20 protein-coding genes and 1 tRNA gene are annotated in these 22,770 nt (G+C 59.5%); 13 read left to right on the top strand and 8 right to left on the bottom strand.

Annotated elements, in window-relative coordinates:
• Positions 1-93 precede the first annotated feature (93 nt).
• The 3 genes from POS17_RS17725 to POS17_RS17715 all read left to right on the top strand — a co-directional run bounded on the left by POS17_RS17725 (position 94) and on the right by POS17_RS17715 (position 3,890).
• A complete protein-coding gene (locus tag POS17_RS17725; protein ID WP_060839776.1) occupies positions 94-1,569 on the top strand; it encodes an aldehyde dehydrogenase family protein in 1,476 nt (491 codons plus the stop codon).
• Positions 1,570-1,688: 119 nt separating this feature from the next.
• Entirely contained in the window at positions 1,689-2,945 is a 1,257-nt protein-coding gene (locus POS17_RS17720) for an OprD family porin (protein WP_060839775.1), read from the top strand.
• Positions 2,946-3,176: 231 nt separating this feature from the next.
• A complete protein-coding gene (locus POS17_RS17715) occupies positions 3,177-3,890 on the top strand; it encodes a GntR family transcriptional regulator (RefSeq protein WP_060839774.1) in 714 nt (237 codons plus the stop codon).
• 177 nt (positions 3,891-4,067) lie between these two features.
• Here the strand turns inward: POS17_RS17715 and POS17_RS17710 are convergent, their stop codons facing one another.
• From POS17_RS17710 to POS17_RS17700, 3 genes are all read right to left on the bottom strand, one after another.
• Positions 4,068-5,018, bottom strand: a complete 951-nt coding sequence (locus POS17_RS17710) for a PDR/VanB family oxidoreductase (RefSeq protein WP_060839773.1) — start codon at positions 5,016-5,018, stop codon at positions 4,068-4,070.
• A 59-nt stretch (positions 5,019-5,077) separates the two neighbouring features.
• Entirely contained in the window at positions 5,078-6,136 is a 1,059-nt protein-coding gene (locus POS17_RS17705; RefSeq protein ID WP_060839772.1) for an aromatic ring-hydroxylating oxygenase subunit alpha, read from the bottom strand.
• 282 nt (positions 6,137-6,418) lie between these two features.
• Entirely contained in the window at positions 6,419-7,567 is a 1,149-nt protein-coding gene (locus POS17_RS17700; RefSeq protein ID WP_060839771.1) for a MalY/PatB family protein, read from the bottom strand.
• A 361-nt stretch (positions 7,568-7,928) separates the two neighbouring features.
• On the opposite strand from POS17_RS17700, the gene POS17_RS17695 reads away from it, so the two are divergent.
• The 3 genes from POS17_RS17695 (at position 7,929) to POS17_RS17685 (ending at position 11,723) form a co-directional block, all read left to right on the top strand.
• Positions 7,929-9,176: a pyruvate carboxyltransferase gene (locus POS17_RS17695; protein ID WP_060839770.1), complete on the top strand. Its 1,248-nt coding sequence runs from the start codon at positions 7,929-7,931 to the stop codon at positions 9,174-9,176.
• Positions 9,169-10,116 (top strand): AEC family transporter, encoded by a 948-nt coding sequence (locus tag POS17_RS17690; protein ID WP_082729897.1) that lies wholly within the window; start codon positions 9,169-9,171, stop codon positions 10,114-10,116. The genes POS17_RS17695 and POS17_RS17690 overlap by 8 nt, the downstream gene beginning before the upstream one ends.
• A gap of 566 nt (positions 10,117-10,682) precedes the next feature.
• Positions 10,683-11,723, top strand: a complete 1,041-nt coding sequence (locus tag POS17_RS17685; protein WP_060839769.1) for an ABC transporter substrate-binding protein — start codon at positions 10,683-10,685, stop codon at positions 11,721-11,723.
• Between the two features lie 97 nt (positions 11,724-11,820).
• Here POS17_RS17685 and POS17_RS17680 read toward each other — a convergent pair whose 3' ends face one another.
• The 3 genes from POS17_RS17680 to POS17_RS17670 all read right to left on the bottom strand — a co-directional run bounded on the left by POS17_RS17680 (position 11,821) and on the right by POS17_RS17670 (position 15,345).
• Positions 11,821-12,693 (bottom strand): helix-turn-helix transcriptional regulator, encoded by an 873-nt coding sequence (locus POS17_RS17680; RefSeq protein ID WP_060839768.1) that lies wholly within the window; start codon positions 12,691-12,693, stop codon positions 11,821-11,823.
• 77 nt (positions 12,694-12,770) lie between these two features.
• A complete protein-coding gene (locus tag POS17_RS17675; protein WP_060839767.1) occupies positions 12,771-14,186 on the bottom strand; it encodes an aminotransferase in 1,416 nt (471 codons plus the stop codon).
• A gap of 58 nt (positions 14,187-14,244) precedes the next feature.
• Positions 14,245-15,345, bottom strand: a complete 1,101-nt coding sequence (locus POS17_RS17670; protein WP_060839766.1) for an extracellular solute-binding protein — start codon at positions 15,343-15,345, stop codon at positions 14,245-14,247.
• Between the two features lie 396 nt (positions 15,346-15,741).
• Here POS17_RS17670 and POS17_RS17665 point away from each other — a divergent pair.
• The 7 genes from POS17_RS17665 (at position 15,742) to POS17_RS31815 (ending at position 21,368) form a co-directional block, all read left to right on the top strand.
• A tRNA-Cys gene (locus POS17_RS17665) sits at positions 15,742-15,815 on the top strand.
• Positions 15,816-16,038: 223 nt separating this feature from the next.
• Positions 16,039-16,428 (top strand): (deoxy)nucleoside triphosphate pyrophosphohydrolase, encoded by a 390-nt coding sequence (locus POS17_RS17660; RefSeq protein ID WP_060839765.1) that lies wholly within the window; start codon positions 16,039-16,041, stop codon positions 16,426-16,428.
• Positions 16,388-17,245: an HNH endonuclease gene (locus tag POS17_RS17655; RefSeq protein ID WP_231978964.1), complete on the top strand. Its 858-nt coding sequence runs from the start codon at positions 16,388-16,390 to the stop codon at positions 17,243-17,245. Before POS17_RS17660 ends, POS17_RS17655 begins: the two co-directional genes overlap by 41 nt.
• Before the next feature lie 14 nt (positions 17,246-17,259).
• The gene (locus POS17_RS31825) at positions 17,260-17,448 is read left to right on the top strand and encodes a hypothetical protein (protein ID WP_144404871.1); all 189 of its coding nucleotides are present in this window, start codon (positions 17,260-17,262) and stop codon (positions 17,446-17,448) included.
• A 221-nt stretch (positions 17,449-17,669) separates the two neighbouring features.
• Complete coding sequence (locus POS17_RS17650; RefSeq protein WP_060839763.1) at positions 17,670-18,854, top strand: restriction endonuclease; 1,185 nt, start codon at positions 17,670-17,672, stop codon at positions 18,852-18,854.
• 393 nt (positions 18,855-19,247) lie between these two features.
• Entirely contained in the window at positions 19,248-19,472 is a 225-nt protein-coding gene (locus POS17_RS31820) for a hypothetical protein (RefSeq protein WP_148654980.1), read from the top strand.
• 150 nt (positions 19,473-19,622) lie between these two features.
• On the top strand, positions 19,623-21,368 hold the full coding sequence (locus POS17_RS31815; protein WP_148654979.1) for a hypothetical protein: 1,746 nt from the start codon (positions 19,623-19,625) through the stop codon (positions 21,366-21,368).
• Between the two features lie 96 nt (positions 21,369-21,464).
• Here the strand turns inward: POS17_RS31815 and POS17_RS17645 are convergent, their stop codons facing one another.
• Entirely contained in the window at positions 21,465-22,529 is a 1,065-nt protein-coding gene (locus POS17_RS17645) for a phage integrase (protein WP_060839762.1), read from the bottom strand.
• 3 nt (positions 22,530-22,532) lie between these two features.
• Positions 22,533-22,769, bottom strand: coding sequence for a DUF4224 domain-containing protein (locus POS17_RS17640; RefSeq protein ID WP_041118671.1), 237 nt, complete (start codon positions 22,767-22,769; stop codon positions 22,533-22,535).
• Position 22,770: the final 1 nt, after the last annotated feature.

Genomic DNA, 22,770 nt, shown 5'->3' with positions numbered 1-22,770 from the left:
TGGCAAGCCAGCTCCTACACAAGCCCGCCCCATACAAGCCGGGTTTTGGGCGACACATCGGTTTATGAATGCTGTTTCTTGAGGAGATTGTTCATGAGTGAATCCAACGCGGTCTATCGCGATCTGCATCTGCAACCCATCGCCGGGCAGTGGCGCGCCGGTGCCGCCGGCAAGACCCTGGCGGTGACCAACCCCTACGATGGCGCGCTGTTGCTGGAAGTGGCCCAGGCCAACCGCAGCGACCTGGATGCGGCCTACGCCAGGGCTGCCCAGGTGCAGCCGCAATGGGCGGCCCTGGGCCCGTCGCAGCGCGCGGTGGTGCTGCACCGGGCGGTGGCGATCTTCGACCGGCGCCAGGAGGAAATCGTCGACTGGATCATCCGCGAATCCGGCAGTACGCGGATCAAGGCCCTGGCCGAGTGGGGCGCGGCGCGGGCCATTACCCTGGAGTCGGCGTCGTTCCCGGCGCGGGTCCATGGGCGGATTGTCGAGTCCGATGTACCGGGCAAGGAAAGCCGGGTGTACCGCAGCGCCCTGGGGGTGGTGGGGGTGATCAGCCCGTGGAACTTTCCGCTGCACCTGACCCAGCGTTCCATCGCTCCGGCCCTGGCCCTGGGCAACGCGGTGGTGGTCAAGCCGGCCAGCGATACCCCGGTGTGCGGCGGCCTGCTGCTGGCGAGGATCTTCGAGGAAGCGGGGCTGCCCGCCGGGGTGTTCAGCGTGGTGGTGGGGGCCGGCAGCGAGATTGGCGATGCCTTTGTCGAGCACCCGGTGCCGGCGCTGATCACCTTTACCGGCTCGACCCCGGTGGGGCGCGGTATCGGCCGCATCGCCAGTGGGGGCGAGCATCTCAAGCACGTGGCCCTGGAGCTGGGGGGCAACAGCCCGTTCGTGGTGCTCGACGATGCCGACCTGGAGCAGGCGGTGAACGCCGCGGTGTTCGGCAAGTTCTTGCACCAGGGGCAGATCTGCATGGCGATCAACCGGATCATCGTCGATGAGCGGCTCTACGAAGCCTTTGCCCAGCGTTTCGTGGCCCGGGTCAAGCAACTCAAGGTGGGGGATCCGCTATCGCTGGAGACGGTGATCGGCCCGGTGATCAATGCCCGCCAGTTGCAGGGCCTGCAGGACAAGATCGCCCTGGCCCGGGAGCAGGGCGCCGAGCCGCTGTACGAGGGCGGGGTGAACGGCAATCTGCTGGCGCCCCATGTCTACGGCGAGGTGGGGGCCGACATGGACCTGGCGCGCAATGAGATCTTCGGCCCGCTGGTGGGGCTGCTGCGCGCTCGGGACGAAGCCCATGCCCTGGAGCTGGCCAATGCCAGCGAGTTCGGCCTGTCCAGCGCGGTGTTCACCCGCAGCCTGGAGCGCGGGGTGAACTTCGCCCGCCAGGTGCGCGCGGGCATGACCCATATCAACGATGTGCCGGTGAACGATGAGGCCAACGCGCCGTTCGGTGGCGAGAAGAACTCCGGGCTGGGGCGCTTCAATGGCGACTGGGCGATCGACGAGTTCACCCGCGACCACTGGATCAGCGTGCAACACCGGCCGCGTCAGTATCCCTTCTGACGGGCTGACCTGAACAACCCCGGCCGCCCTGGCCGGGTTTTTGAGCATCCGTGAATGGACGGGCCGTCACGGGCCTGTCGGGGCACGGCTGCGTCCATGAAAAACGGAGAACAATAATAATGAACACCCGTCATCCGATGCTTTGCCGTTCCCTGGTCGGGGCTTGTCTGTCAGCGGGCCTGTGTGCCCCTTCCTGGGCTGGCGAGGACAGCGGTTTCTTCGAGGGGAGCAAGACCGACCTGCTGCTGCGCAACTACTACTTCAACCGGGATTTTCGCGACCACGACGCGCCCAAGGGGCAGATCGAGGAGTGGGCCCAGGGCTTCATCCTCAAGTTCAGCTCCGGCTACACCCCGGGCACCGTGGGTGTTGGCCTGGATGCCATCGGCCTGTTCGGCCTCAAGCTCGACAGCAGCCGCCGGGTCAGCGGTTCGGAGTTGCTGCCGGTGCACGACGACGGCCGCGCGGCGGACAATTTCGGCCGCGCCGGGGCAGCGTTGAAGGCGCGGATTTCCGCCACCGAGTTCAAGCTCGGCGAACTGCTGCCGGACGTGCCGCTGCTGCGCTATGACGATGGCCGCCTGCTGCCGCAGACCTTTCGCGGGGCCATGCTGGTGTCCCGCGAGATCGACGGCCTGGGCCTGCAGGCCGGGCAGTACCGGGCGGTGAGCCTGCGCAACTCGTCGGACATGCAGGACCTGTCGGCCTGGGCCGCGCCGGGGGTGAAGTCCGATGGCTTCAACTACGTGGGCGCCGACTACCGCTTCAACCAGCAGCGCACCCTGTTCGGCGCCTGGCATTCGCAACTGCAGGACATCTACCGCCAGAGCTATTTCAACCTGCAGCACAAACAGCCGCTGGGCGACTGGGTGCTGGGGGGCAACCTGGGCTACTTCATCGACCGCGACGATGGCAGCGCGCGCATCGGCCGGGTCGACAGCCACACCGCCTATGGCCTGTTTTCCGCCGCGCGGGCCGGGCACACGCTGTACCTGGGGGTGCAGAAGGTCAGCGGCGACAGCCCCTGGATGTCGGTCTATGGCAGCAGCGGCCGGACCCTGGGCAACGACATGTTCAACGGCAATTTCAGCAACGCCGGCGAGCGTTCCTGGCAGCTGCGCTACGACTATGACTTTGCCGCTTCCGGGGTTCCCGGGCTGCTGGCCATGGTGCGTTACGGGCGTGGCGACAACGCCACCACCAAGGCCGGCAAGGACGGCCATGAGTGGGAGCGTGATACCGAGATCGGCTACACCCTGCAGAGCGGCACCTTGAAGAACCTCAGCCTGCGGTTGAACAACGCCACCAACCGGCGCAGCTTCAACAGCGACTTCGACCAGACCCGGCTGATCGTCAGCTACCCCTTGTCACTCTGAAAACCCTGTAGCCGCTGCCGCAGGCTGCGAACGCTCTGGGCGGCACTTCGTCGCAGGAGGCGCGGCGGTTTCGAAGGCGCTGCAGGTTCGGCGGGAGATCGCCAGGCAAGGTCCTGCGGACCTTTGCGCAGCTTCGCGGGCTCAGCAGCGGCTACAGGTATTGTCGGGGGGCGTGTTGTGGCGGGCCTTGCGTTACTATGGCCGCCCACCTTTTTTAAGGAAGCTGCCCGGATGAGCAAACCCGGTCAAACGGTACTGGTCGCGCTGCGCAAGATGATCGCCTCGGGCGAGCTGGCGGCAGGCGAGCGCTTGATGGAAGTGCCTACCGCCGAGCGCTTCGGGGTGTCGCGCATGCCGGTGCGCATGGCCTTTCGCACCCTGGAGCAGGAAGGCCTCTTGGTGCGTTTCGGCGGTCGCGGTTTTCAGGTGCGGTCGGTCAGCGCCGAGGACATTGCCGGGGCGGTGGAGGTGCGCGGGGTGCTGGAAGGCCTGGCGGCGCGCCAGACCGCCGAGCGCGGGCTGTCGGCCGAGGGCCGGGCGATTCTCGAACGTTGCCTGGTCGAGGGCGATGCGCTGTTCGACAAGGGTTACGTCAACGAGGAAGACCTGGAGGTCTACCACGACCTCAACATGCGGTTTCACCAGGTGATCGTGGCGGGCAGCGGCAACCCGGCGATCGCCGATGCCCTGGCGCGCAACGACCATCTGCCGTTCGCCTCGGTCACCGCCCTGGCGGTGGATCGCCAGGACATGGCCCGAGAATACCGGCGCTTCAACTACGCCCACATGCAGCATCATTCGGTGTTCGACGCCCTGGTCAATGGCCAGGGCGCGCGGGCCGAAGCGCTGATGCGCGAGCATGCGAACGCCACCTTGCGCTACGCCGAGATCTTCGGCTCGGCCGTGGCCGACGAGCGCATGAAGCTGATCCTGCCCTCGCCGTGAGGCGCAAGGCTCTGTACGAGCAGTTTTGAGATGTAGGTCAGGCAAGGCGAAAACGGTCGAGGAGCGGCCGGGGTCGCGTCCGACGTTACGGGGTGTCAATGAGCATTCCGATCGGACTCGCGCACAAGACCGTTTTCAACGCAGCATCACCGAGTATCGAGGCTTTTCGTGCAATGCCTAGAGATCCAGCACCAGTAACGGGGTCTTGGCGCGGGAACAGCAGGGCGTGAACTGATCGTTGCACGCCTGTTCTTCCTCGGTGAGGAACAGGTCGCGGTGCTCCGGTACACCCTCCAGCACCCGGGTCAGGCAGGTGCCGCAGATCCCTTGTTCGCAGGAAATCGCCACTTCGATGCCCTGGTCCTGCAGCACCTGGACCACGCTGCGATCGGCCGGCACCTGGAACACCTGGCCGCTGCTGGCCAGCTTGACCGCGAAGCTGCCGTCGCTGCCGTGGTCCACGGGCGCGGAGCTGAAGTACTCGCGGTGCAGGCATTGTTCCTTCCAGCCCAGGGCCCTGGCGCTGTCCAGCACGTGTTGCATGAACCCGCCGGGGCCGCAGACGTACAGGTGCAGATCATCCTGCGGCGCGGCCAGGGCGTGCGCGATATCCAGGGCCGTCTCGGGCTGTTCGTCGAAATGCAGGCTGACCCGCTCGGCGAAAGGCGATTGCCGCAGGCGCGGGACAAAGGCCGCGCGCTCGGCGGAACGGGCGCAGTAGTGCAGCTGGAAATCCGCGCCGCCGTGGGCCAGGTGTTCGGCCATGCTGAGGATCGGGGTAATGCCGATGCCGCCGGCGAACAGCAGGCTGCGCCGCGCGCCGGGGGCCAGGGCAAACAGGTTGCGCGGCTGGCTGATGCGCAGGCGCGTGCCCACTTCCAGCTCTTGGTGCAGGCTGCTTGAGCCGCCTCGCGAGGCCGGATCCTTGAGCACCCCGATCACGTAGCGGTGGCGTTCTTCGGGGTGGTTGCACAGTGAATATTGGCGCACCAGCCCGTTGGCCAGATGCACGTCGATATGGGCGCCGGCGCTGAAGGCGGGCAGGGGGCTTGCGTCGGCCGCGGCCAGTTCGAAGCTGCAGATGTCCAGGGCTTCGTTGTGGCGCGCGACCACCAGTACGTCGATCATTGTCGGTCCTCGCCAGTGGCCGCATCCGGGCCGGCTGGCTGTCGGGGGCGGAGAAGGGCTTAACGGCTTGCCGCGATCAGTGCTTCCCGGGGCTCGCGCTCCTGGGCGATCAGGCGTTCCAGTACCCGTCGCGACTGCACGCCGCCGGCGTCGATGTTCAGCTTGAGCAGGCTGCGCTGGGGCTGGGCGAGCAGGTTCTGCTGCTGGCGTTCGAGCATCTCCAGGTCTTCGCTGAAGATCTTGCCCTGGCCTTCGCGGATGCTGGCGGTGAGGGCCTGGTCCTGGGGGTTGAAGTTGCGCGCCATGCCCCAGAAGTACCAGATCGAGGTGTCGCTTTCGGGGGTGATGAAATCCACCACGATGCTCGATGCCTTGAATGCCGCCGGGGCGTCGTAGCCGCCGTGGCCGGCGTGGGCCACGCCGACTTCGATCAGCACATGGCTGGGCGGGCTGAAGCGGCAGATCTGCCAGCGGTCCACCGGCACGTCGTCGGCCAGCTGGTTGCCGCGCAGGGCCATGCGCCAGAACGGCGGCGGCATGACGTTGTGCATATGGCGGGCGGTGACCACCTGATCGCCGTCCACCGTGGTCTGTGGCGGCGCCTCGTCGATCTCCTTCTGGCCGATGCTGGAGGCGTGGACGTAGGTTTCGTGGGTCAGGTCCATCAGGTTGTCGATCATCAGCCGGTAGTCGCACTGGATGTGGAACAACCCGCCGCCATAGGCCCACTGTTCGTTGTCGGCCCATTCCAGGTGATGGATCAGTGCCGGATCGGCCAGGCTCTGGTCGCCGGGCCAGACCCAGATGAAGCCGTAGCGCTCGACCGCGGCGAAGGTCTTGTTGCAGGGGAAGCCGCGTACCCGCTGGCCGGGCATGTCCACGGTCTTGCCGTCGCAGCCCATCACCAGGCCGTGGTAGCCGCACACCAGGTTGCCGCTCTCGACATAGCCCAGCGACAGCGGGGCGCCGCGATGGGGGCAGAAATCCTCGAGGGCGGCTACCCGGCCTTCGTGGGCGCGGTAGAACACCATTCGTTCGCCGCAGATCTGCCGGCCCAGGGGCTTGCCCTGCAATTCATCGGGGGTGCAGGCAACGTACCAAGCATTCTTGGGGTACATGACGTCTCTCCAGGCGTTTGTTGTTTTTACTTAATGGATCCATTAAAGGGTTCGTACTCTGGGGGTGTCAAATGAATGCGCGGATTTTCTGTTCGATAATCGGCTGTTTTTGAGGTTTTAGAGGTTTGTGGATCCATTGGGGTGATTTTTATGGATCCATTGGGCGCGTGTCAGCGCACCGCCCGGGGCAGGGCGGGGGCGTGGCTGCGGGGCCGGCCAGGAGGGCGCAGCGCCAGGGGCGGGAACCTGGCGGCTGCGCTGCGGGGTGGGTTTGTGCGGCGATCAGCGCCGTTGCAGGCTGTCCTGCAGGCGCTGGATGCCTTCTTCGAGCATGGCCCGCGGGCAGCCGAAGTTCAGGCGCACGAATTGCCCGCAGTCGTCGCCGAACTCCAGCCCGGCGCTGAGGCCGACCTTGGCCTCCTTGAGGAAGAAGGCGTAGGGATCGGCAAGGCCCAGGGCGCTGCAATCGAGCCAGGCCAGATACGTGCCCTGGGGCGCGTGCATGCGGATGCCCGGCAGGCGGGTCTGCACCGCGTGCAGCAGGTAGTCGCGGTTGGCTTGCAGGTAGCCGAGCAGCGCCTGCAGCCAGGGGCCGCCGTGGGTCAGGGCGGCCAGGGTCGCCTCCAGGCCCAGGGGGCTGACGCTGTCCACCATGCCGGCGCGGGCGTTGTTGAAGGCCAGGCGGGTGGCCGGGTCCTGGACGATAGCGAAGCAGGTCTTCATCCCGGCGATGTTGTAGGCCTTGCTGGCCGACATCAGGGTGATGGTGCGGCGGGCGATCTCCGGGCTCAGGGACGCGGTGGGAATGTGCCGGCGGCCGTCGAAGCACAGTTCGGCATGGATCTCGTCGGAGATGATCAGTGCGCCCTGATCCAGGCAGGCGTTGGCCACCGCTTGCAGTTCGTCCCGGGGGAAAACCTTGCCCAGCGGGTTGTGCGGGTTGCTCAGGAGCATCGCCCCGGCGCCTTGCAGGGCCTGGCGCAGTGCATCCATGGGGGTGGCATAGGTGCCTTGCTCGGTGAGCAGGAACGGCACTTCGACCTTGTCCAGGCCCCAGTTGTCCGGGGCCAGGCGCAGCGGGCGATAGTTGGGAGTCTGCAGTACCACCGATTGCCCGGGCTTGACGAAGGCATGCAGGGCCATGTTGAAGCCGGGCTCGACCCCGGGGAGGAAGATCAGTTCGTCGGGCTGCACGCGCCAGGCGTACTTGTCCCAGAGGTCGGCGACCACCGCGTCGCGCAATTCGTCGCGGGCCACGCTGTAGCCCAGCAGCGGGTGCTCCAGGCGCTGGCGCAGGGCCTGGAGGATGCCGTCGGCCACGGCGAAGTCCATGTCGGCCACCCACATCGGCAGGACATCTTCGGGGTAGCGGCTCCATTTGGTGCTGCCGGTGCCATGGCGGGGGTGCAGGGTATCGAAATCGAAGCTCATGAACGGCTCTCGTCGCCTGGGGAAGGTAGCGCAGATTCTAGCGCTTGCGCAGGCATCCGGCAGGGAATACCGAGGCGGACCGTTGGCCGGCATGCCGGTTGCCCACGGCGGTCGCAAGCGTTTGTGGCGAGCGCGGTGCGGCTTCAACAAGCCCTGACGCCTGTTTATTTAAATAGGGAGATTTGGAGTGCGAATGTTTCGGTTCTGGGCGTTTTTTTTGAGCCGTATTTGCGCTGTTTTTTAAGGTATTTCTTAGGTCGGGTTTTGACTCGCTGTTATATGGTGTGGCGGTTGTTGCAAGTCTTGTGTGCCAAGCAAAACAGTGTGGGCTGCGAAAAAACCAATAAAAAGGAGCAGGGCGATGAAACTTGAAAATGGAATTCGCTACCGTGATTTTTCCGTCCCCTATCTGGTGGATGAAACACTTCGGGAGGGGATTGAACGCACAGCCTTTCCCATCACGCTGGACGCCAAGTTATCCATCCTCAAGTCCATGGTCGAGGCCGGACTGCGGGATTTCGTGGTGGGTTGCGGACCGGAGGAACCGCTGGTCTGGGACCGTCTGCATCGGGCACGGCAAGCCGGCGAATTGCCGGCCGATACCCAGGCCACGTTCATCGTCCTGTTGAACTGCTGGGAAACCGCCTTGGCTTATTTCAAGGCCCGGGCCCATCGACGTGAATGGATTGCCGACACCGTCTTCAGCTTCGGCATGATCACCTACCGGCAGAGCGACCGGGAGTTCGAGCGCGCAATCCGGGCGTTTCGCGACCTCGGCGCCGTCAAGTTCAAGGCCAGCGTGCTCAACAACTTCCGTAATGGAGTGTGCGAGCAGCGTTATGCCGAGATCTGCCGGCAGATCGACTGGGCCGTCAACCTGGGCGTGGACATCATCCGCATCAACGACTCCGTGGGTTCGCTGCAACCCCATGTGACCCGCTGGCTGTGCTCCAAGCTGGTGGCGGATTACCCCCGCCTGGTGTTCTGCCTGCATGCCCATAACGACAACGGGCTGGCCCTGGCCAATACCATGCAGGCGATTCAATGCGGTTTTCAGATGGTTGAAGGGGCCCTGGCCGGATTTGGCAACCGCTCCGGAATTGCACCGCTGGAGCAAGTTGTGAAGTTGTGTCGGGACAACAATATACAGTTGGGCGCGCAGCCGCTGGATCTAGACAAGTTGATCGGTGCCGCCCGTTACTGTGAGGAAAAGTTGTTGCAGTTGCCCGGTGTCTATCGTCCGGTCAGTGGCAAGTTTGAAACACTTTCCAATTATGGCGTCTTGAATATTCCGGACTTTCTGGAAACTCAGGATGAGAAGGCTTACTTCGTCAATTATGTGGGCTTGCATCCGCAGACCATCCGTCAGGCCCTGGCCGATTATTCATCGCTGAGCACCCAGGTGGCCGAGATTGCCGATGAGGAGCTGTGGCCAATCGTCGAGAGTCTGAAGGAGGAAATGCGGGCCTCGATGCCGGACATCGAGGTCCGTTATCAGCACGCGATGGCCGGGGTGATGGAGTTCTATCGCTCCTGCACCTACAGCCCGATGCACCTGGCCCGTTATGCCGAGCGCCAGCTTCTTCAGGAGCAACCGGCCCATGGATAAGGTCTTTACGGTGGTGGTGCCGCTGTTTGCGATGATTTTTGCCGGCTACTGGATAGTGCGGCTGGAGGTGATCGGCAAGGAAACGGTCAAGGGCCTGGTGGGGGTGGTGTTCTGGTTGTTCCTGCCGTGCTTCATCTTTATCAAGACCCTCGGCACCCGGGACCATGGCGAGCTGGATTGGGCCTTGCTCGGCGCCTATTACCTGGCCTGCCTGGTGACCTTCATGATCGCCGCCGTGGGCGGGCGGCTGATCTGGGGCGGCAACGCGCGGGTGGCCGGCCTGCGCGGGCTGTCGTCCATATCCGGGGTGGTGGGGTATATGGGGTTGCCCTTGATGGTCATGGCGTTTGGCGATGAAGCGGCGCTGCCCACGCTGATGATCACCATGGCCGACAACCTGGTGATCCTGGCGGGGGGCGCCCTGATCATGGAACTCACCGAGCCGCGCGAGGCCCGGGACAAGCCGGATCTGGGCCGTGTGTTGCTGACCACCGGCAAGTCGATCATCAGCAACCCGCTGATTCTGGCGGTGGCCCTGGCGGCGCTGTGCATTGCCTTGCAGTGGCGCTTGCCCGGTCCGCTGCAGATCTTCGCCACGCAGATGACCAACGCCACCGGCCCCCTGGCGCTGGTGGCCCTGGGTGCTGCCTTTGCCGTGCACCGCCAGCAGAACCTGATCAAGGGCGACTCCCTGGCCCTGGCGCTGTTGAAGGTGGTGGTACTGCCGGTGCTGGTGTTCGTGTCCGCCCGCTATGTGTTCGGCCTCGGCGATTTCCTGGTCAAGATCGCGGTGATCATGGCGGCGCTGCCAGTGGCGGTGAACGTCTTTATCCTGGCCTCGCGCTACAAGACCTACGAGATCGAGGTGTCCAGCAGCATGCTGCTCTCGGCGGTGATGGGCATCGGGGTGATCTCGGGGTTGCTGGTCGTGCTGGATTGAGCTGCGGCGCCCTTGACCCATGAGTTGTCAAAACGCCCCGCCCGGGTGATGCCCTGGCGGGGTTTCTGTTGTTGCTCTGGCGGACTTGCTTGTCCGTCCAGGCGCGCCGCTCGGTGTGCGCATTCCCTTCGTCGATCTCGGGCCGAGTCTGCCGTCTAGGCAGCTTTTCCCTTGCCTGTGCCTCAGAAAAACCTCGTTTCGCAATGCCTCGGGTTGGGCAAACAATAAACCCCTGCATGCGCCTGCCCGACTGCCCGGGACGTTGTTGCGATGCACTGCCGATCGATTTGTTCTTCCTACAAAAACAACAGGGAGCAAGCGATGAACCGCCATTCAAGCAAGACCGCGTCCGGCGACCCCGGACAGGTCGCCAATACATCAAGCGAACGGGGCCACAGAGCCCGCAACGGTAACCATCCGGCTGCGCAACCAAGGCTGCGCCGGTTCGTGTACCGCTGACCAAGACTCGTCGTGCCTGGTGCTGTACCGCCCGTGAATACGGTCGCTTCCAGGCTCCTGCTGTGCAGGTTCGTGCGGGCGAGCCGGCTTTCTTGAGGAAGGGTTTCATGTCCAACACCTTGCGTTGCGGCGTTGCATTGTCGTGGCTTGTGCTATGTGCCGGGGCTTCGGCCCAGGCGCAGAACCTCACGGTCATTTCCTTTGGCGGGGCCACCAAGCAGGCCCAGGAAAAGGCCTATTTCCAGCCATTCAACCAGAGCGGGGCGGGCCGAGTGGTGGCCGGCGAGTACAACGGTGAACTGTCGAAGATCAAGGCCATGGTCGATGTCGGCAAGACCAGCTGGGACGTGGTCGAAGTGGAAAGCCCGGAACTGTTGCGCGGCTGCGACGAGGGCCTGTTCGAGTCTTTGGACCTGTCGCGTTTTGGTGATCCGGCGCAGTTCGTTCCAGGCACCCTGAGCGAGTGCGGTGTGGCGACCTATGTCTGGTCGATGGTCATGGCCTTTGCCCCGCAGAAATTGGCCAAGGCCCCGGGCTCCTGGGCGGACTTCTGGAACCTCAAGGACTTCCCTGGCAAGCGCGGCTTGCGCAAGAGCGCCAAGTACACCCTGGAGATCGCTCTGCTGGCGGACGGCGTCGCCCCCGAGCAGCTGTACCAGGTGCTCGGTACTGCGCAAGGGGTGACCCGGGCCTTCGCCAAACTGGATCAGATCAAGCCCTTTATCCAGTGGTGGGAAGCCGGGGCCCAGCCGCCCCAATGGCTGGTGGCCGGCGATGTGGTGATGAGCGCGGCCTATAACGGACGCATTGCCATGGCTCAGAAGGAGGGCATGCAGTTGAGCATTCTCTGGCCTCAGAGCCTGTACGACCCGGAGTACTGGGCCGTGGTCAAAGGTTCGCCGAACAAGGCCCTGGCCGAGGATTTCATCCTGTTCGCCAGTCAGCCCCAGGCGCAGAAGGTGTTCTCGCAGAACATTCCCTACGGCCCGGTCCACCGTCAGGCCTTGCCGCTGTTGCCTGAAACGGTGCAGCAGCAATTGCCGACCTATGAAGCCAACCTGAAAGGCGCGCGAGCGGTGGATGCGGCCTTCTGGGTCGACCATGGCGAGGAGTTGGAGCAGCGCTTCAACGCCTGGGCCGCGCGCTGACGGCATCCCCCCGCCGCCTTGAAAAACGCCGTGTTCACCCCGTGGACACGGCGTTCTTGTTGTGGGGCATCAGCAGCACACTCACTCCCGTGGCGCTTCAGCCGGCGGCGGGGGGCTGGGTCAGCCAGTCGATAAACAGCGAAAACAGCTCGGCCTGGGAGCTGATGGCCAGTTTGGTGTAGAGATTCTTGCGGTGCATGCGCACGGTTTCTGGAGAGATCTGCAGCACCTTGGCGGTGGATTTCACCGAGTGGCCGCGCAGGATCAGGTGGGCAATCTCCCGCTCGCGGACCGTCAGCAGCGGATGGCCGAAACTCATGAAGGCGGCTTCGAGCTGCTGGTTGAGGTTGGCCGGTGCCCGGGTTGGCAACCGATCGACCGGGGCCTGGCGCAGCAGTTGCTGCAGGCCGCCGGCAGTGCCGAAACGGCGCAACAGCTCGCGCACCAGCGGCTCCACGGCCCTTAGCAGGGCCAGGGGCGCGCTGGCGAATCGTGCGCCGCTCAGGCCCTGGAACATGCACAGGGAAATCTTGCTCTGGGGGTCGAGGTCGACGATGTAGTAGCTGTCCTCGGCACCCCCGGTCTTGAGGTAGTAGGTCTTGTAGTACTGGCTGCTGAAGAAGTCGTCCGGGGCGATTTCCGAGAGGTGGTAGAAGCCTTCCGCCAGGCCGTTTTCCACGGCTAGGCAAAAGGGGTCCAACAGGTAGCCCCGGGAGAAGTAGCGGTTGATGATCTCGTCGCGGTATTCGCCGACTATGCCTTGTTCGTGCAGCAACTGCGGTGGCAGGCCTTTGCGCTCCAGGCTGATCATCATGGATTCGATCGGGGTCAGGGCGTTCAGCGCTGCTGCCAGGCGGGGCAGGAATGCATCGTCGTCCACAGCCTGGAAAGCTTCGGCCAGGCCGGCATGCCAGGTCTGCAGGGCCTGGAGGGACGGAAGGGCGGAGGAGGTATCGGCAGGTGCGCTCATGCCCGGCAGTTTAACTGCCGGGCGCAGGCCGGGTAAGAGCCCGCGACAGGGCGCCGGGGGCATCGGTTGCAGGCGCGTCACCCCAGGTACTGACCGTCGCGACGCAGCTCGGCGGCGGCCTCCAGAATGCACTCGCGCAGGGTGTCGACGATCTGGTCGATCTGCTGGCGGTTGATGATCAGCGGCGGCGACATGACGTTGAGGTGGCCGATCGGGCGCACCAGCAAGCCCTTGGCCTGGGCCCGCAGGTGGATGCGCTCGGCGATGTTCAGGGCTTCCGGCAGCAGCGCCTTGCTCTGCTTGTCCGCAACGAATTCGACACAGGCCATCAGCCGCATGCAACGCACATTGCCCACCAGGGGCAATTCGGCCAGGGTCTGCAGGCGCTGCTCCATATAGCGCCCGACATCCTCGACATGGGCCAGCAGGTTCTCCCGCTCGATGATCTCGATGTTCTTCAGCGCTGCGACGCAGCTCACCGGGTGCCCGCTGTAGGTGAAGCCGTGGGTGAAGCAGCGCCCCTTGCCCGGCTCGCCGATCACCTGCCAGATGCGCTCGGAAAACAGGCAGGCCCCCAGGGGCAGGTAGCCCGACGTCAGGCCCTTGGCGGTGGTGATGATGTCCGGCTGCATGCCGAACACCTCCTGCGAGGCGAAGAAGGTGCCCAGACGTCCGAATGAGGTCACCACTTCGTCAGCCACATACAGCAGGTCGTAGCGCTGGCAGATTTCCCACATGCGCCGGTGATAACCCTCGGGCGGAATGATCACTCCGCCGGAGCCCATGATGGGTTCGGCGAAGAACGCTGCCACCTTGTCCGGGCCGATGGTGAGGATCTTGTCCTCGAACTCGGCCACCAGGAAATCGAGGAAATCCGCCTCGCTCATCCCGGCCGGGGCGCGGTAGTAGTTGGGGCAGGAGATGTGGTGGAACAGATCACTCATGAAGTCGAATTCGGGAGCGCGGTCGGCGGCCTTGTTACCGATGGACATGGTGAGGAAGGTGGAGCCGTGGTAGGCATTGATCCGTGAGATCACATGCTTTTTCTCGTGCTTGCCGCGACTGTTCTGATAGAACTGCACCAGGCGGTAGGCCGTATCCACCGCGGTGGAGCCTCCGGTGGTGAGGAACACGTGATTCAGGTCGCCCGGCGCCAGGCTGGCGAGTTTTTCACAGAGCTGGATGGCGCTGACGTTGGCCATGTCGCAGAACGGATTGGAGTAGGCCAGTTGCCGCACCTGATCGGCGATGGCCTCGGCCATTTCCTCGCGTCCCAGGCCGATGTTGGTGCACCACATGCCACCGACCGCATCCAGGTAGCGCCGGCCGGCGGTGTCATAGATGTAGGTGCCTTCACCGGCGGCGATGTTCAGCGAACCCTGCTCGCGGTGTTCGTCGAACATGTGGAAACCGTGCATGTAATGCGCCTTGTCGGCGGCCACCAGCTTTGGCTCGTCGAACTGCTGGAAGAAGGTTGCGGATTGGATAGCCATGGGCTTCACCTCGGGTCAAAGCGTTGCGTGGACAGCGTGTGGGATCCGCACCGCCGGATCACTTGCCGATCTTCACCATGTTCCAGGTGCGAGTGATCAGGCGGGTACTGGCGGGTGACTGGATGGTCTGGGTAAACAGGCGCTCGCGGGTCTGGGCATCGGGGTAGATCGCCGGGTTGTCGCGCACTTCGGCGCTGAGCAGCGGTGTGGCCTTGAGGTTGGCATTGGCATAGCGGATGTAGTCGCTGACCTCGGCCATGACCTGGGGCTGCAACAGGTACTCGATAAAGGCGTGGGCATTGGCCGCATTCGGGGCGTCGGCGGGGATGTAGAAGTCGTCGAACCAGATCAGCGAACCTTCCCTGGGAATGAAGTAGTTAAGCTTGACCGGTGCTCCGGCTTCATTGGCGCGGGCCTGGGCCGTGGCGTAGTCGCCGGACCAGGTGGCACTCAGGCACAGCTCGCCATTGGCCAGGCCGTTGAGGTAGCTGGTGGAGTCGAACTTGCGGATGTAGGGGCGCACGGCCATCAAGGCGTCCTGCGCGGCCTTGAGATCGGCGGGCTCGGCGCTGTTGGGATTGCGCCCCAGCCAGGCCAGGACCAGCGGCAGGATATCGGTGGGCGAGTCCTGCAGAGTCACTCCGCAGTCGGCGAAGCGCGACACCACCTTGGGGTCGAACAGCATCGCCAGGGAACCGATGGGTGCATCCGGCATCCGCTCGCGGATCTTGTCGACGTTGTAGGTCACGCCATTGCTGCCCCAGGTGTAGGGCGCCGAATACTGCACGCCCGCGTCGTAGTTCTCCAGGCTCTTGAGTACCAGAGGGTCGAGATTGTGCCAGCTGGGTAGCAACTGCTTGTTCAACGGCTGGAACACCCGCGCCTTGATCAAGGGCGGCACCAGCGCGGCGTTGAGCACCACCAGGTCATAGCCGGAGCGCCCCGGAAGCAGCTTGCCCTGCACGGTCTCGTAGGAGTCGAAGGTGTCGTAGATCACCCTGATCCCGCTGGCCTTCTCGAAGCCGGCGAGGGTGTGCTCACCGATGTAGTCCGACCAGTTGTACAGGCGCAAGGTCTTGTCCGCGGACTCCTGGGCCTGCCCCCCGACTGCCGCCACCGCCAGAACCACGCCAAATACCGCAGGGAATGCTATGCGCATGCTGGAATTCCGCCTTGAACCTGATGGAAGGAGCCCGGGTCGAGCCGTTGGCGCTACTGTCCGCGAGCGGCCGGACACGCGCCATAACCCGATCGGGTAGGTGGCAGGGTGCGGAAAGAGCAGCGAGCAATCCGCCGTCATCTGTGCAATCATCCAGCGCCGTTGCCCACTCCGACACGGATTTGCAGTTGCCCGGAAACCTGTAGAAACAGCCCGGCAGAAAAAATATCGAATAGGAGTTGCCAGGAATGGAAAACATGTCCATAATTGCGACCATTCCTCAGCGAGGAAACGGAAAAACTCTTTAAAAATCAAAGAGTTGCGAGATGAGGTTGATCTCGAAAGCCGTTCCAGTTTGTACGTGTTCAGTGTTGTTTTACGGTACTGGACGCTTGGGGCCGAGTAGCAAAATGGTTATGCAGCGGATTGCAAATCCGCCTACGCCGGTTCGATTCCGACCTCGGCCTCCACCCTTGAAAACCCCGTAGATTAACGTCTACGGGGTTTTTTATTGCCTGGGATTTGGGCAATCACTTCCGCAAATTTTTAGATCACTTCCGCAACTCGTCTGTTTTTGGCGTCGCGCTGAAGAGAATTTCCCTCCCCGGAGTGCGGGCTGGTGATGGTTCTCGGCTAAGATGTTTTCCCTTCGTTCCTATGGATCTTTCGGACTTGGCGATAAGGAATCGCGCTATGAAAGCACCAGTAGCTGCCGCGGTCGTACATCGCGACGGGAAAATTCTTATCACGCGCAGAGCTCCAGGCCAGAAGCTGGCGGGCATGTGGGAGTTTCCGGGCGGTAAGCTTGAACATGGCGAAACAGCGCAGGACTGCATCACCCGTGAACTACGTGAAGAGTTGGGTGTTGAGTCCGTCGCCGGAGAGATTCTCACTTCTTCGATTTACACCTATCCCGGCGGCACGATCGAACTGATCGCCGTCAGCGTCGTTTTGCAATCCACCCAATTCGTCCTGCAGGTACATGACCTGATCGAGTGGGTGCGACCTCACGAGTTACTGCAATACGACCTTGCTCCTGCTGATGTTTCAATTGCTGAAGAGATCATCCGAACATATGGTTAATTTTGTTCCTCCAGTCCCAGGCTCTAATCTCAATAACGACGATCTGACGCAGTTGTTTCAATGCAGTCCGCAAGGTGGGATGCGCCGCTCAAATCGCACTAACACCCTCGTCATCGTTTCGAACCATGTGGCGTCCATTTATGACGATCGCTGGGTTAATGATGTGCTGCACTACACCGGTATGGGGCAGCAGGGTGATCAGTCGCTGGCATTTAACCAAAACAGAACGCTGAACGAGTCTTGTGCCAACGGCGTATCCGTGCATCTGTTCGAAGTATTCACTGCTAAAACCTATACCTACATCGGTGAGGTAGTGCTGGCTGATGAGCCGTATCGGGAGAGGCAGCCTGACGCTGAGGGGCAGGAGCGCTTTGTGTGGGTATTCCCGCTACGCCCTAAGTCAGGTGCTTTGCCGGCCATACCAGATTCCACGCTGCAACAGCTAAGCCAGGTGAAAGAGAAGCAAGCACGTAAATTGAGTGATGCGGAGGTAGAGGCGCTCGCTCGGCGCCAGGGGCGGGCAAGTGTTGGAAAGCGCAGTGCCAAAGTTACCCAGCATCAGCGTTCGGCCTGGGTAGCGGAGCATGCCAAGCGCAGATCCAAGGGGCGGTGTGACTTGTGCCAAGAAGCTGCACCGTTCAACAAGAAGGACGGAAGCCCCTTTCTCGAGACGCATCACATTGTGTGGCTTGTAAAAGGTGGTGCCGATACGGTGGAAAACACGGCTGCGCTTTGTCCCAACTGCCACCGCAGAATGCATGTGCTGGATGATGATGCAGACAGGCAAATATTGACCGCACGGTTGAACGGTCTTTAATTCGGGAGTTGGATATGGAAGAAGAAATTAGTTTTGAGCACGAAGGTACGACGTATACCAGCCACTACATTGTTCATGGAGACGACTTGGTCGTTTATCTTCCTGATGGCAGCCAGCGGACAACTACTCTTCGTGGTCTTGATCCTCAAATGGCTGCACTGACCCACTTGCGTGGTTTTGTGCTGCGTTTGAATAAGGCTTGATTGGGTGCTGCTATGTAGTTTTTTGGTTCTCTGGCTAGAGCAACATTCAGGTCGCGTTGGATCACGAATGCTTTCGGCCAGAAGCAGATGTTTACCTAGGCTCGATTTTGAGGTTTTTGAGGCGTCTACGAAACTATGAATGATTCACATAATAGCGTTTCGAGATAGATCGTTTCTTCCCCTGCGGGCCAGGTTGCTACTGGCAAGCGAGATACGTGTCAATGGAATACACAGATAAGCAGCTGGAAAAATTAATTCAGGATGCGCAGAAAGCTCTCGAAGCCTGGGCTGTTTCCCACGACCTTTGGCATGACAGTGACTTTGTCTCTTACGCCGAGCATGTAGACGGGGAGCCAGGAGATGGCGCCGTGATTTTCATTCTCCGCAGCGGAGGAGATCTGGGGCGGCTTCTGGATGAAGACTACGATCCAAAATTGCGGGCGCAGTTTCAGGAGGTTGCTGGAGCATACGGCTTTTGGTTTGAAAACTGTGATGGGCACTCCTTCTATTTTCTGGCCGAAACAGAAGAGTTACAGACTGCCTATGACGCGTACTTTCAATGGAGGTGGGTGTGCAGCCTAATAATAGAGGACTTCGGCGATCTTTATGCTGAGCTCTATCAGTATTTCTACTCTCGCCCTGAGCGGCTACTTAGTCTTCACCACCGTGAGTTTGAAGTACTGCTCTATCGAATATTCCAGAACCTAGGTTATGAGGCAGAGCTGGGACCCGGTGTAGGAGATGGCGGCGTCGATGTCCGATTGCTCCAACGCGGGCCATTAGGGGACACCCTCGTTTACGTTCAGGCCAAGCGATACTCACCATCCCGCCCTATTGGACTAGAAGCGGTAGCAGCTCTTCGAGGTGTTGTTGCGAATGACGGTGCTGATCGTGGGATTTTCGTCACCACTTCACGTTACCTGCCCGGCGCACAAAGATTTGCTAACCGATCTTCTGGTCTGCTGGAACTGAACACGTCGAAGGATGTTGCCGAATGGTGCCGCCAAGCTGAGGGAGGTGTTATTCGCGATAAGTCGGCGCTGGTATCAGATGATCATTTGATTTCGGTGTTGCGACGGTTGGAGGGGGGCAGCAATGCCTTAGTTGTACACGCGCGCGATGGGTACGGCACAATCGGGAATGTCTTCGCGCTTGTGTTAAAGGAAACCACCCACGCCGCATTGCTAATGGCCCTGCCTAAGCATATCGTTGGGCAGGATACCCATGGATTACAGGGTCACGAAGTCCCAATCCTAGATCAAAGGATTCTTGCGCTGAAGAATACCGATACTGTTTTCCGTGCCAAACGATCCGTAACTGATCGAGGAAAGATAGCCTACTGGGACGGCGACCACTACTTCACAGTTTGGGACTTTGAGTCGAAATTCTTTAGCTGGCTTGACTAGCTGCTGGTACAAAGCAGCCTTTCCTTAAGTTTGAATCGCCCCTGATTTCCTGGATGCCTTCGACTGGCCCCTTCTGGCCGATTTCTAGCATTCGTGACAGCCAGTAATCGGCCAAAAGCGGACGTTCAAGAACGACCGCTGTCGACCAAAAGGGGCTTCCAAACAAAAGTTGATTATGGTCTAAAGTCAGTAAGGGCGCCTGTCCAACGAAGGCAATTAGTCGATGGATGTGAGTTGAATCAGCCCCGTACTGGTAGCGGCAGACCTTGGTAGACCTACACCCCGAGAAGCTCTGTAGCTTCGAATTAATGCCCTATCAATCGTGTGTAGAGCTGTGGCATGCTGGCACGAAGATAACCAAGAAGGCATAACGCCACGTTCAGGGAGACGAACATGTCAAATATTAGAAACATCATCAGCGACTTCAGGTTTGAAATTAGTGCGGGCACCCGCAAGTGTGATGCAAAAAGCAGCCATACAATTTCCAAAGGCGAAAAACATTTTGCTTATGAAAAGGTCCCGGGGCAGCGCCTAAATATTTGCATGGAGTGCGCACCTGCGATAATAAAAAAAGCACAAGAAGAATTGAATAAAATTGTCGAAGAGCTACAAAAATAATTTACTATAAATACCTAAAAAGTTTGGCTGCCATAAAGGTGGCCAAACAGTCGCGCCTAGCCTATCTTCTTGTTATTAATATTTATTGATTCTAAATATTGAGCAGCCCTCCAAAATAAAAAAGCGATAAGAAAAATATAGGAGTGACATATGACGATCAGGTCTATCCACATTGAAAATGTAAAAGGCATTGAGAATCAGCTCTTTGAGCTTAATATAATTCCAAACAAACCTTCTTTGCTTGTTGCGCCTAATGGCTTCGGGAAAAGCTCCTTCGCTGCAGCCTTTGCTGGCCTCAATTCTGTACGCTTGACCCTAGCTAAAGAACAAATGCATCAAGGCAATGAAGATCTACAACCCAAATTATCCATAACTATCTCCCAAGATGATTCAGTTGCTACATTAAGCGCTGACGGAACATCGAACTCTATAAGCGACAGATACGACGTTCACGTGATAAGCAATAGGCTAATAGCCAAAAGTACAAAAAGAAACATGGGGAATTTCACAACTGCTTCGGCATCAATCGCAATTGATCCATTTGTACTCGTCGCCCGAATCCCGACCAAAACAAATTTCTTGTACAACTTTACGCAGACAAAGTCGATTTTCGGTGCAAATGCCAAGATACTGAGAAATATTGATCAGTTACTAATAGCCCCCGAGTTTATAGAAGAAATTCAAAATTTATATCTCCTTTTGGACAAGTACTCAGGAACTCGCATTCAGCAAAAAATAAGCACCATAATTGGAAGAATCAATCAAGAGACTGGCACTGCCGACAGCCTGCGTTTATGGGCCACTAATCATATAGCAGAAGACCTAGGAAGCATCGAATGCATAAGCTCAGTTTCCTCATTGCTAGCCAGAATCGACTCAACTCAGCAAGATAGAATCGATACGCTTCTGAATGCTTATCAAATATGTCTGAACTACAATCAGGACAAAGAAATCTTTAAAAAAGCTTGTAAGTATAGATCGTATCTCAATGATAAAATTAGATATGAAAAAGTTATCAGTTCTTTTGACACAACATGGAAAAATATTCGTCCAACAGAGTCGGGAGGAAAGCTCATTGTTGAATTTCCAGCGGCATCCAACATATCAAATGGGCAACGAGACTCACTATGCTTTGCGGTGTGGCTTCAAAAAGTAAACAACGCACAAAATCGAAAGGACTGCATACTTGTCATAGATGAGGTATTTGATTATTTAGATGACGCAAACCTTGTGGCGGTACAATATTACATATCAAACCTTATAAAAGAAAAAAAATCGCTAGGGCAAAAAATATATCCACTTATCCTTACCCATTTGAACCCTGTTTACTTCAGAAACTTTACATTCAAAGATCAAAAAATTTATTTTCTCAAAAAATCTAAACCTGCTTTGAATGAGCATTTCAAAAAATTAATTGTTAAGAGAGCTGACCCTACAATTTCCTCTGGTGTAGATAGACATCATCTGCATTATTGCCCTACAGCTATAAATTTAAGGGCCGAGTTTCAATCCCTCGGATTAAAAGAGACATGGGGGGATTCAACAATATTCCATGCACACACCCACGGTGAATGGCAGAAATACTCAAACGGCAGCGATGACTATGATCCATTTGCGGTTTGTTGTTATGTTCGAGTAAAAATAGAAAACATCCTTTTCGAAAAAATTACCTCAGAGGTTGACAGAAATACTTTTTTAACAAGCAATGGAACAAAAGCAAAATTAGATGTTGCGGAATCCGCTGGCGTTGAGGTAAGCGAGACGCTCTACTTGCTCGGTGTAATTTACAATGAAGGGATGCATGTAAAAGAACATATTGATAACAGCAGCCCTATCGTTGCAAAGCTAGAAAACCTGACTATTCGCAAAATGCTTATTGAAAGCACTAGCGTTTGAGTCTAAAAAAAGCACGTGCATCACTCCTAATTTTGTAGGCGCGGACTGACCGCTTTTGGCCGTGAACTGCCGATTACGATTTTTGGAAGCAGGGGTTCACTTCGTAGGTTTAACGATCTCCCCAACTCGCCGATAGACCTTCTTGGTCATCTCCTCGGTTGAATGCCCAAGCAGCCTACTTGCATGCGTCAGCTCAATCTCACTAGCCGCCTTGGGCCGAATGTCCTTGAACTGAAACTGCCGAATGCTGACCGCCAGTGCCGGATCGCCATCGGCCGCAGCCTTGATGGCGGCCTTCTCCCGCGCATCGTCCCAGCGGTTGCGTAGCATCTGCTGGCTCATTCGTAGCCCTGAGGCGTTGGTGATCAGCGTCGACGTCCTGATGCCGTTGATGGCTCTGCGTTCCTTTAGATCCTCGATAAAAGTGCTCAAGCCTGACTGCACGCCTTCTTCCTCCAGGCGCAGGCGTAGGCGCTTTTCGGTCTTGCCCTGACCTATCAGTAAGAACCCATTGTTCAGGTCGGTGGCGGCGATCTTGAGCACGTCTGCGGGGCGTTGTCCGGTTAGGTAGGCCAGGTCCATCGCGTCCTTCAGTTCCTGCACCGCCTCGGCGTAGACCGCATTCCATACGGTCTCGCCGGCGTAGTAGTCCCTGGGCTTTTCCTTGTTGCGGCGAACGCCGAAGCACGGGTTGGCTTTGTCGGTCAGGCCCCACTCTCGGGCAATGGTGAATGCGTGAGAGAGTAGGGCGATTTCTCGATTGGCTCGGACCTTGGCGGTTCTGGCATCGCGGTACTGGGCGATCACCTGGGGGGTGATCGATTCGATAGGTGCGTTTTCAAAGGCTCTCCTGAGCTGCTTGAGTTCCTTGCGGTTGTCCGACTGGGTACGGATCGACTTGCCGGGGATGATCTCCTTTTCGTACCGGTCGAATACGTAGCTCATCAGGTGGTTAGGCTTGGGTGGCGTTCTGCGTTCCAGCCTGGCCCATTCCTCCTTGGCCTGATCGAGGTCGGTGCCCAGTGGGATTTCCTTGCGTTTGCCGGTGGCGTCCCTGCCGTCGTAGTAGTACGCCGTCCAGATCTGGCCGTTCTTGCCCTTTCTGATACGGCGCACCATGCGCGGCGGTAGGTCGCGGTTGGCTGTGGTTCTCTTGCGCACGGGTCAGCTCACATTCGCAAGGTTGAGCGACCAGACTTCAGTCACGGCACTAGCTGCAGAGGGTTTAACGCCGGCTAACTTCATCCTGGCGTAAACCCGGCCAACGATGGGACGTCGGGCACCGGTCAGAACAAACTCCCAATGGTTGTTGGTCAGCCATTGGATCTGTTTGGACGGGAGCTGATAGCCAGTGATGGTTGCGAGCTCTTCGTCGGCCAGGGTTTCGCTTTGTAGTTCCATT

Source organism: Pseudomonas sp. Os17, assembly GCF_001547895.1.
GTDB lineage: Bacteria > Pseudomonadota > Gammaproteobacteria > Pseudomonadales > Pseudomonadaceae > Aquipseudomonas.
The sequence above is the reverse complement of the archived record's forward strand: the minus strand, read 5'-3'. Positions and strand labels throughout refer to the sequence as shown.

Excerpts from the sequence above, each read along its gene's own strand:
- POS17_RS17700 (WP_060839771.1), bottom strand. The coding sequence starts at position 7,567 with ATGAGCTTCGATTTCGATACCCTGCACCCCCGCCATGGCACCGGCAGC.
- POS17_RS17715 (WP_060839774.1), top strand. The coding sequence starts at position 3,177 with ATGAGCAAACCCGGTCAAACGGTACTGGTCGCGCTGCGCAAGATGATC.
- POS17_RS17685 (WP_060839769.1), top strand. The coding sequence starts at position 10,683 with ATGTCCAACACCTTGCGTTGCGGCGTTGCATTGTCGTGGCTTGTGCTA.
- POS17_RS17660 (WP_060839765.1), top strand. The coding sequence starts at position 16,039 with ATGAAAGCACCAGTAGCTGCCGCGGTCGTACATCGCGACGGGAAAATT.
- POS17_RS17640 (WP_041118671.1), bottom strand. The coding sequence starts at position 22,769 with ATGGAACTACAAAGCGAAACCCTGGCCGACGAAGAGCTCGCAACCATC.
- POS17_RS17725 (WP_060839776.1), top strand. The coding sequence starts at position 94 with ATGAGTGAATCCAACGCGGTCTATCGCGATCTGCATCTGCAACCCATC.
- POS17_RS31815 (WP_148654979.1), top strand. The coding sequence starts at position 19,623 with ATGACGATCAGGTCTATCCACATTGAAAATGTAAAAGGCATTGAGAAT.
- POS17_RS17670 (WP_060839766.1), bottom strand. The coding sequence starts at position 15,345 with ATGCGCATAGCATTCCCTGCGGTATTTGGCGTGGTTCTGGCGGTGGCG.
- POS17_RS17675 (WP_060839767.1), bottom strand. The coding sequence starts at position 14,186 with ATGGCTATCCAATCCGCAACCTTCTTCCAGCAGTTCGACGAGCCAAAG.
- POS17_RS17720 (WP_060839775.1), top strand. The coding sequence starts at position 1,689 with ATGAACACCCGTCATCCGATGCTTTGCCGTTCCCTGGTCGGGGCTTGT.
- POS17_RS17690 (WP_082729897.1), top strand. The coding sequence starts at position 9,169 with ATGGATAAGGTCTTTACGGTGGTGGTGCCGCTGTTTGCGATGATTTTT.
- POS17_RS17695 (WP_060839770.1), top strand. The coding sequence starts at position 7,929 with ATGAAACTTGAAAATGGAATTCGCTACCGTGATTTTTCCGTCCCCTAT.
- POS17_RS31825 (WP_144404871.1), top strand. The coding sequence starts at position 17,260 with ATGGAAGAAGAAATTAGTTTTGAGCACGAAGGTACGACGTATACCAGC.
- POS17_RS31820 (WP_148654980.1), top strand. The coding sequence starts at position 19,248 with ATGTCAAATATTAGAAACATCATCAGCGACTTCAGGTTTGAAATTAGT.
- POS17_RS17655 (WP_231978964.1), top strand. The coding sequence starts at position 16,388 with ATGTTTCAATTGCTGAAGAGATCATCCGAACATATGGTTAATTTTGTT.
- POS17_RS17650 (WP_060839763.1), top strand. The coding sequence starts at position 17,670 with ATGGAATACACAGATAAGCAGCTGGAAAAATTAATTCAGGATGCGCAG.
- POS17_RS17705 (WP_060839772.1), bottom strand. The coding sequence starts at position 6,136 with ATGTACCCCAAGAATGCTTGGTACGTTGCCTGCACCCCCGATGAATTG.
- POS17_RS17680 (WP_060839768.1), bottom strand. The coding sequence starts at position 12,693 with ATGAGCGCACCTGCCGATACCTCCTCCGCCCTTCCGTCCCTCCAGGCC.
- POS17_RS17710 (WP_060839773.1), bottom strand. The coding sequence starts at position 5,018 with ATGATCGACGTACTGGTGGTCGCGCGCCACAACGAAGCCCTGGACATC.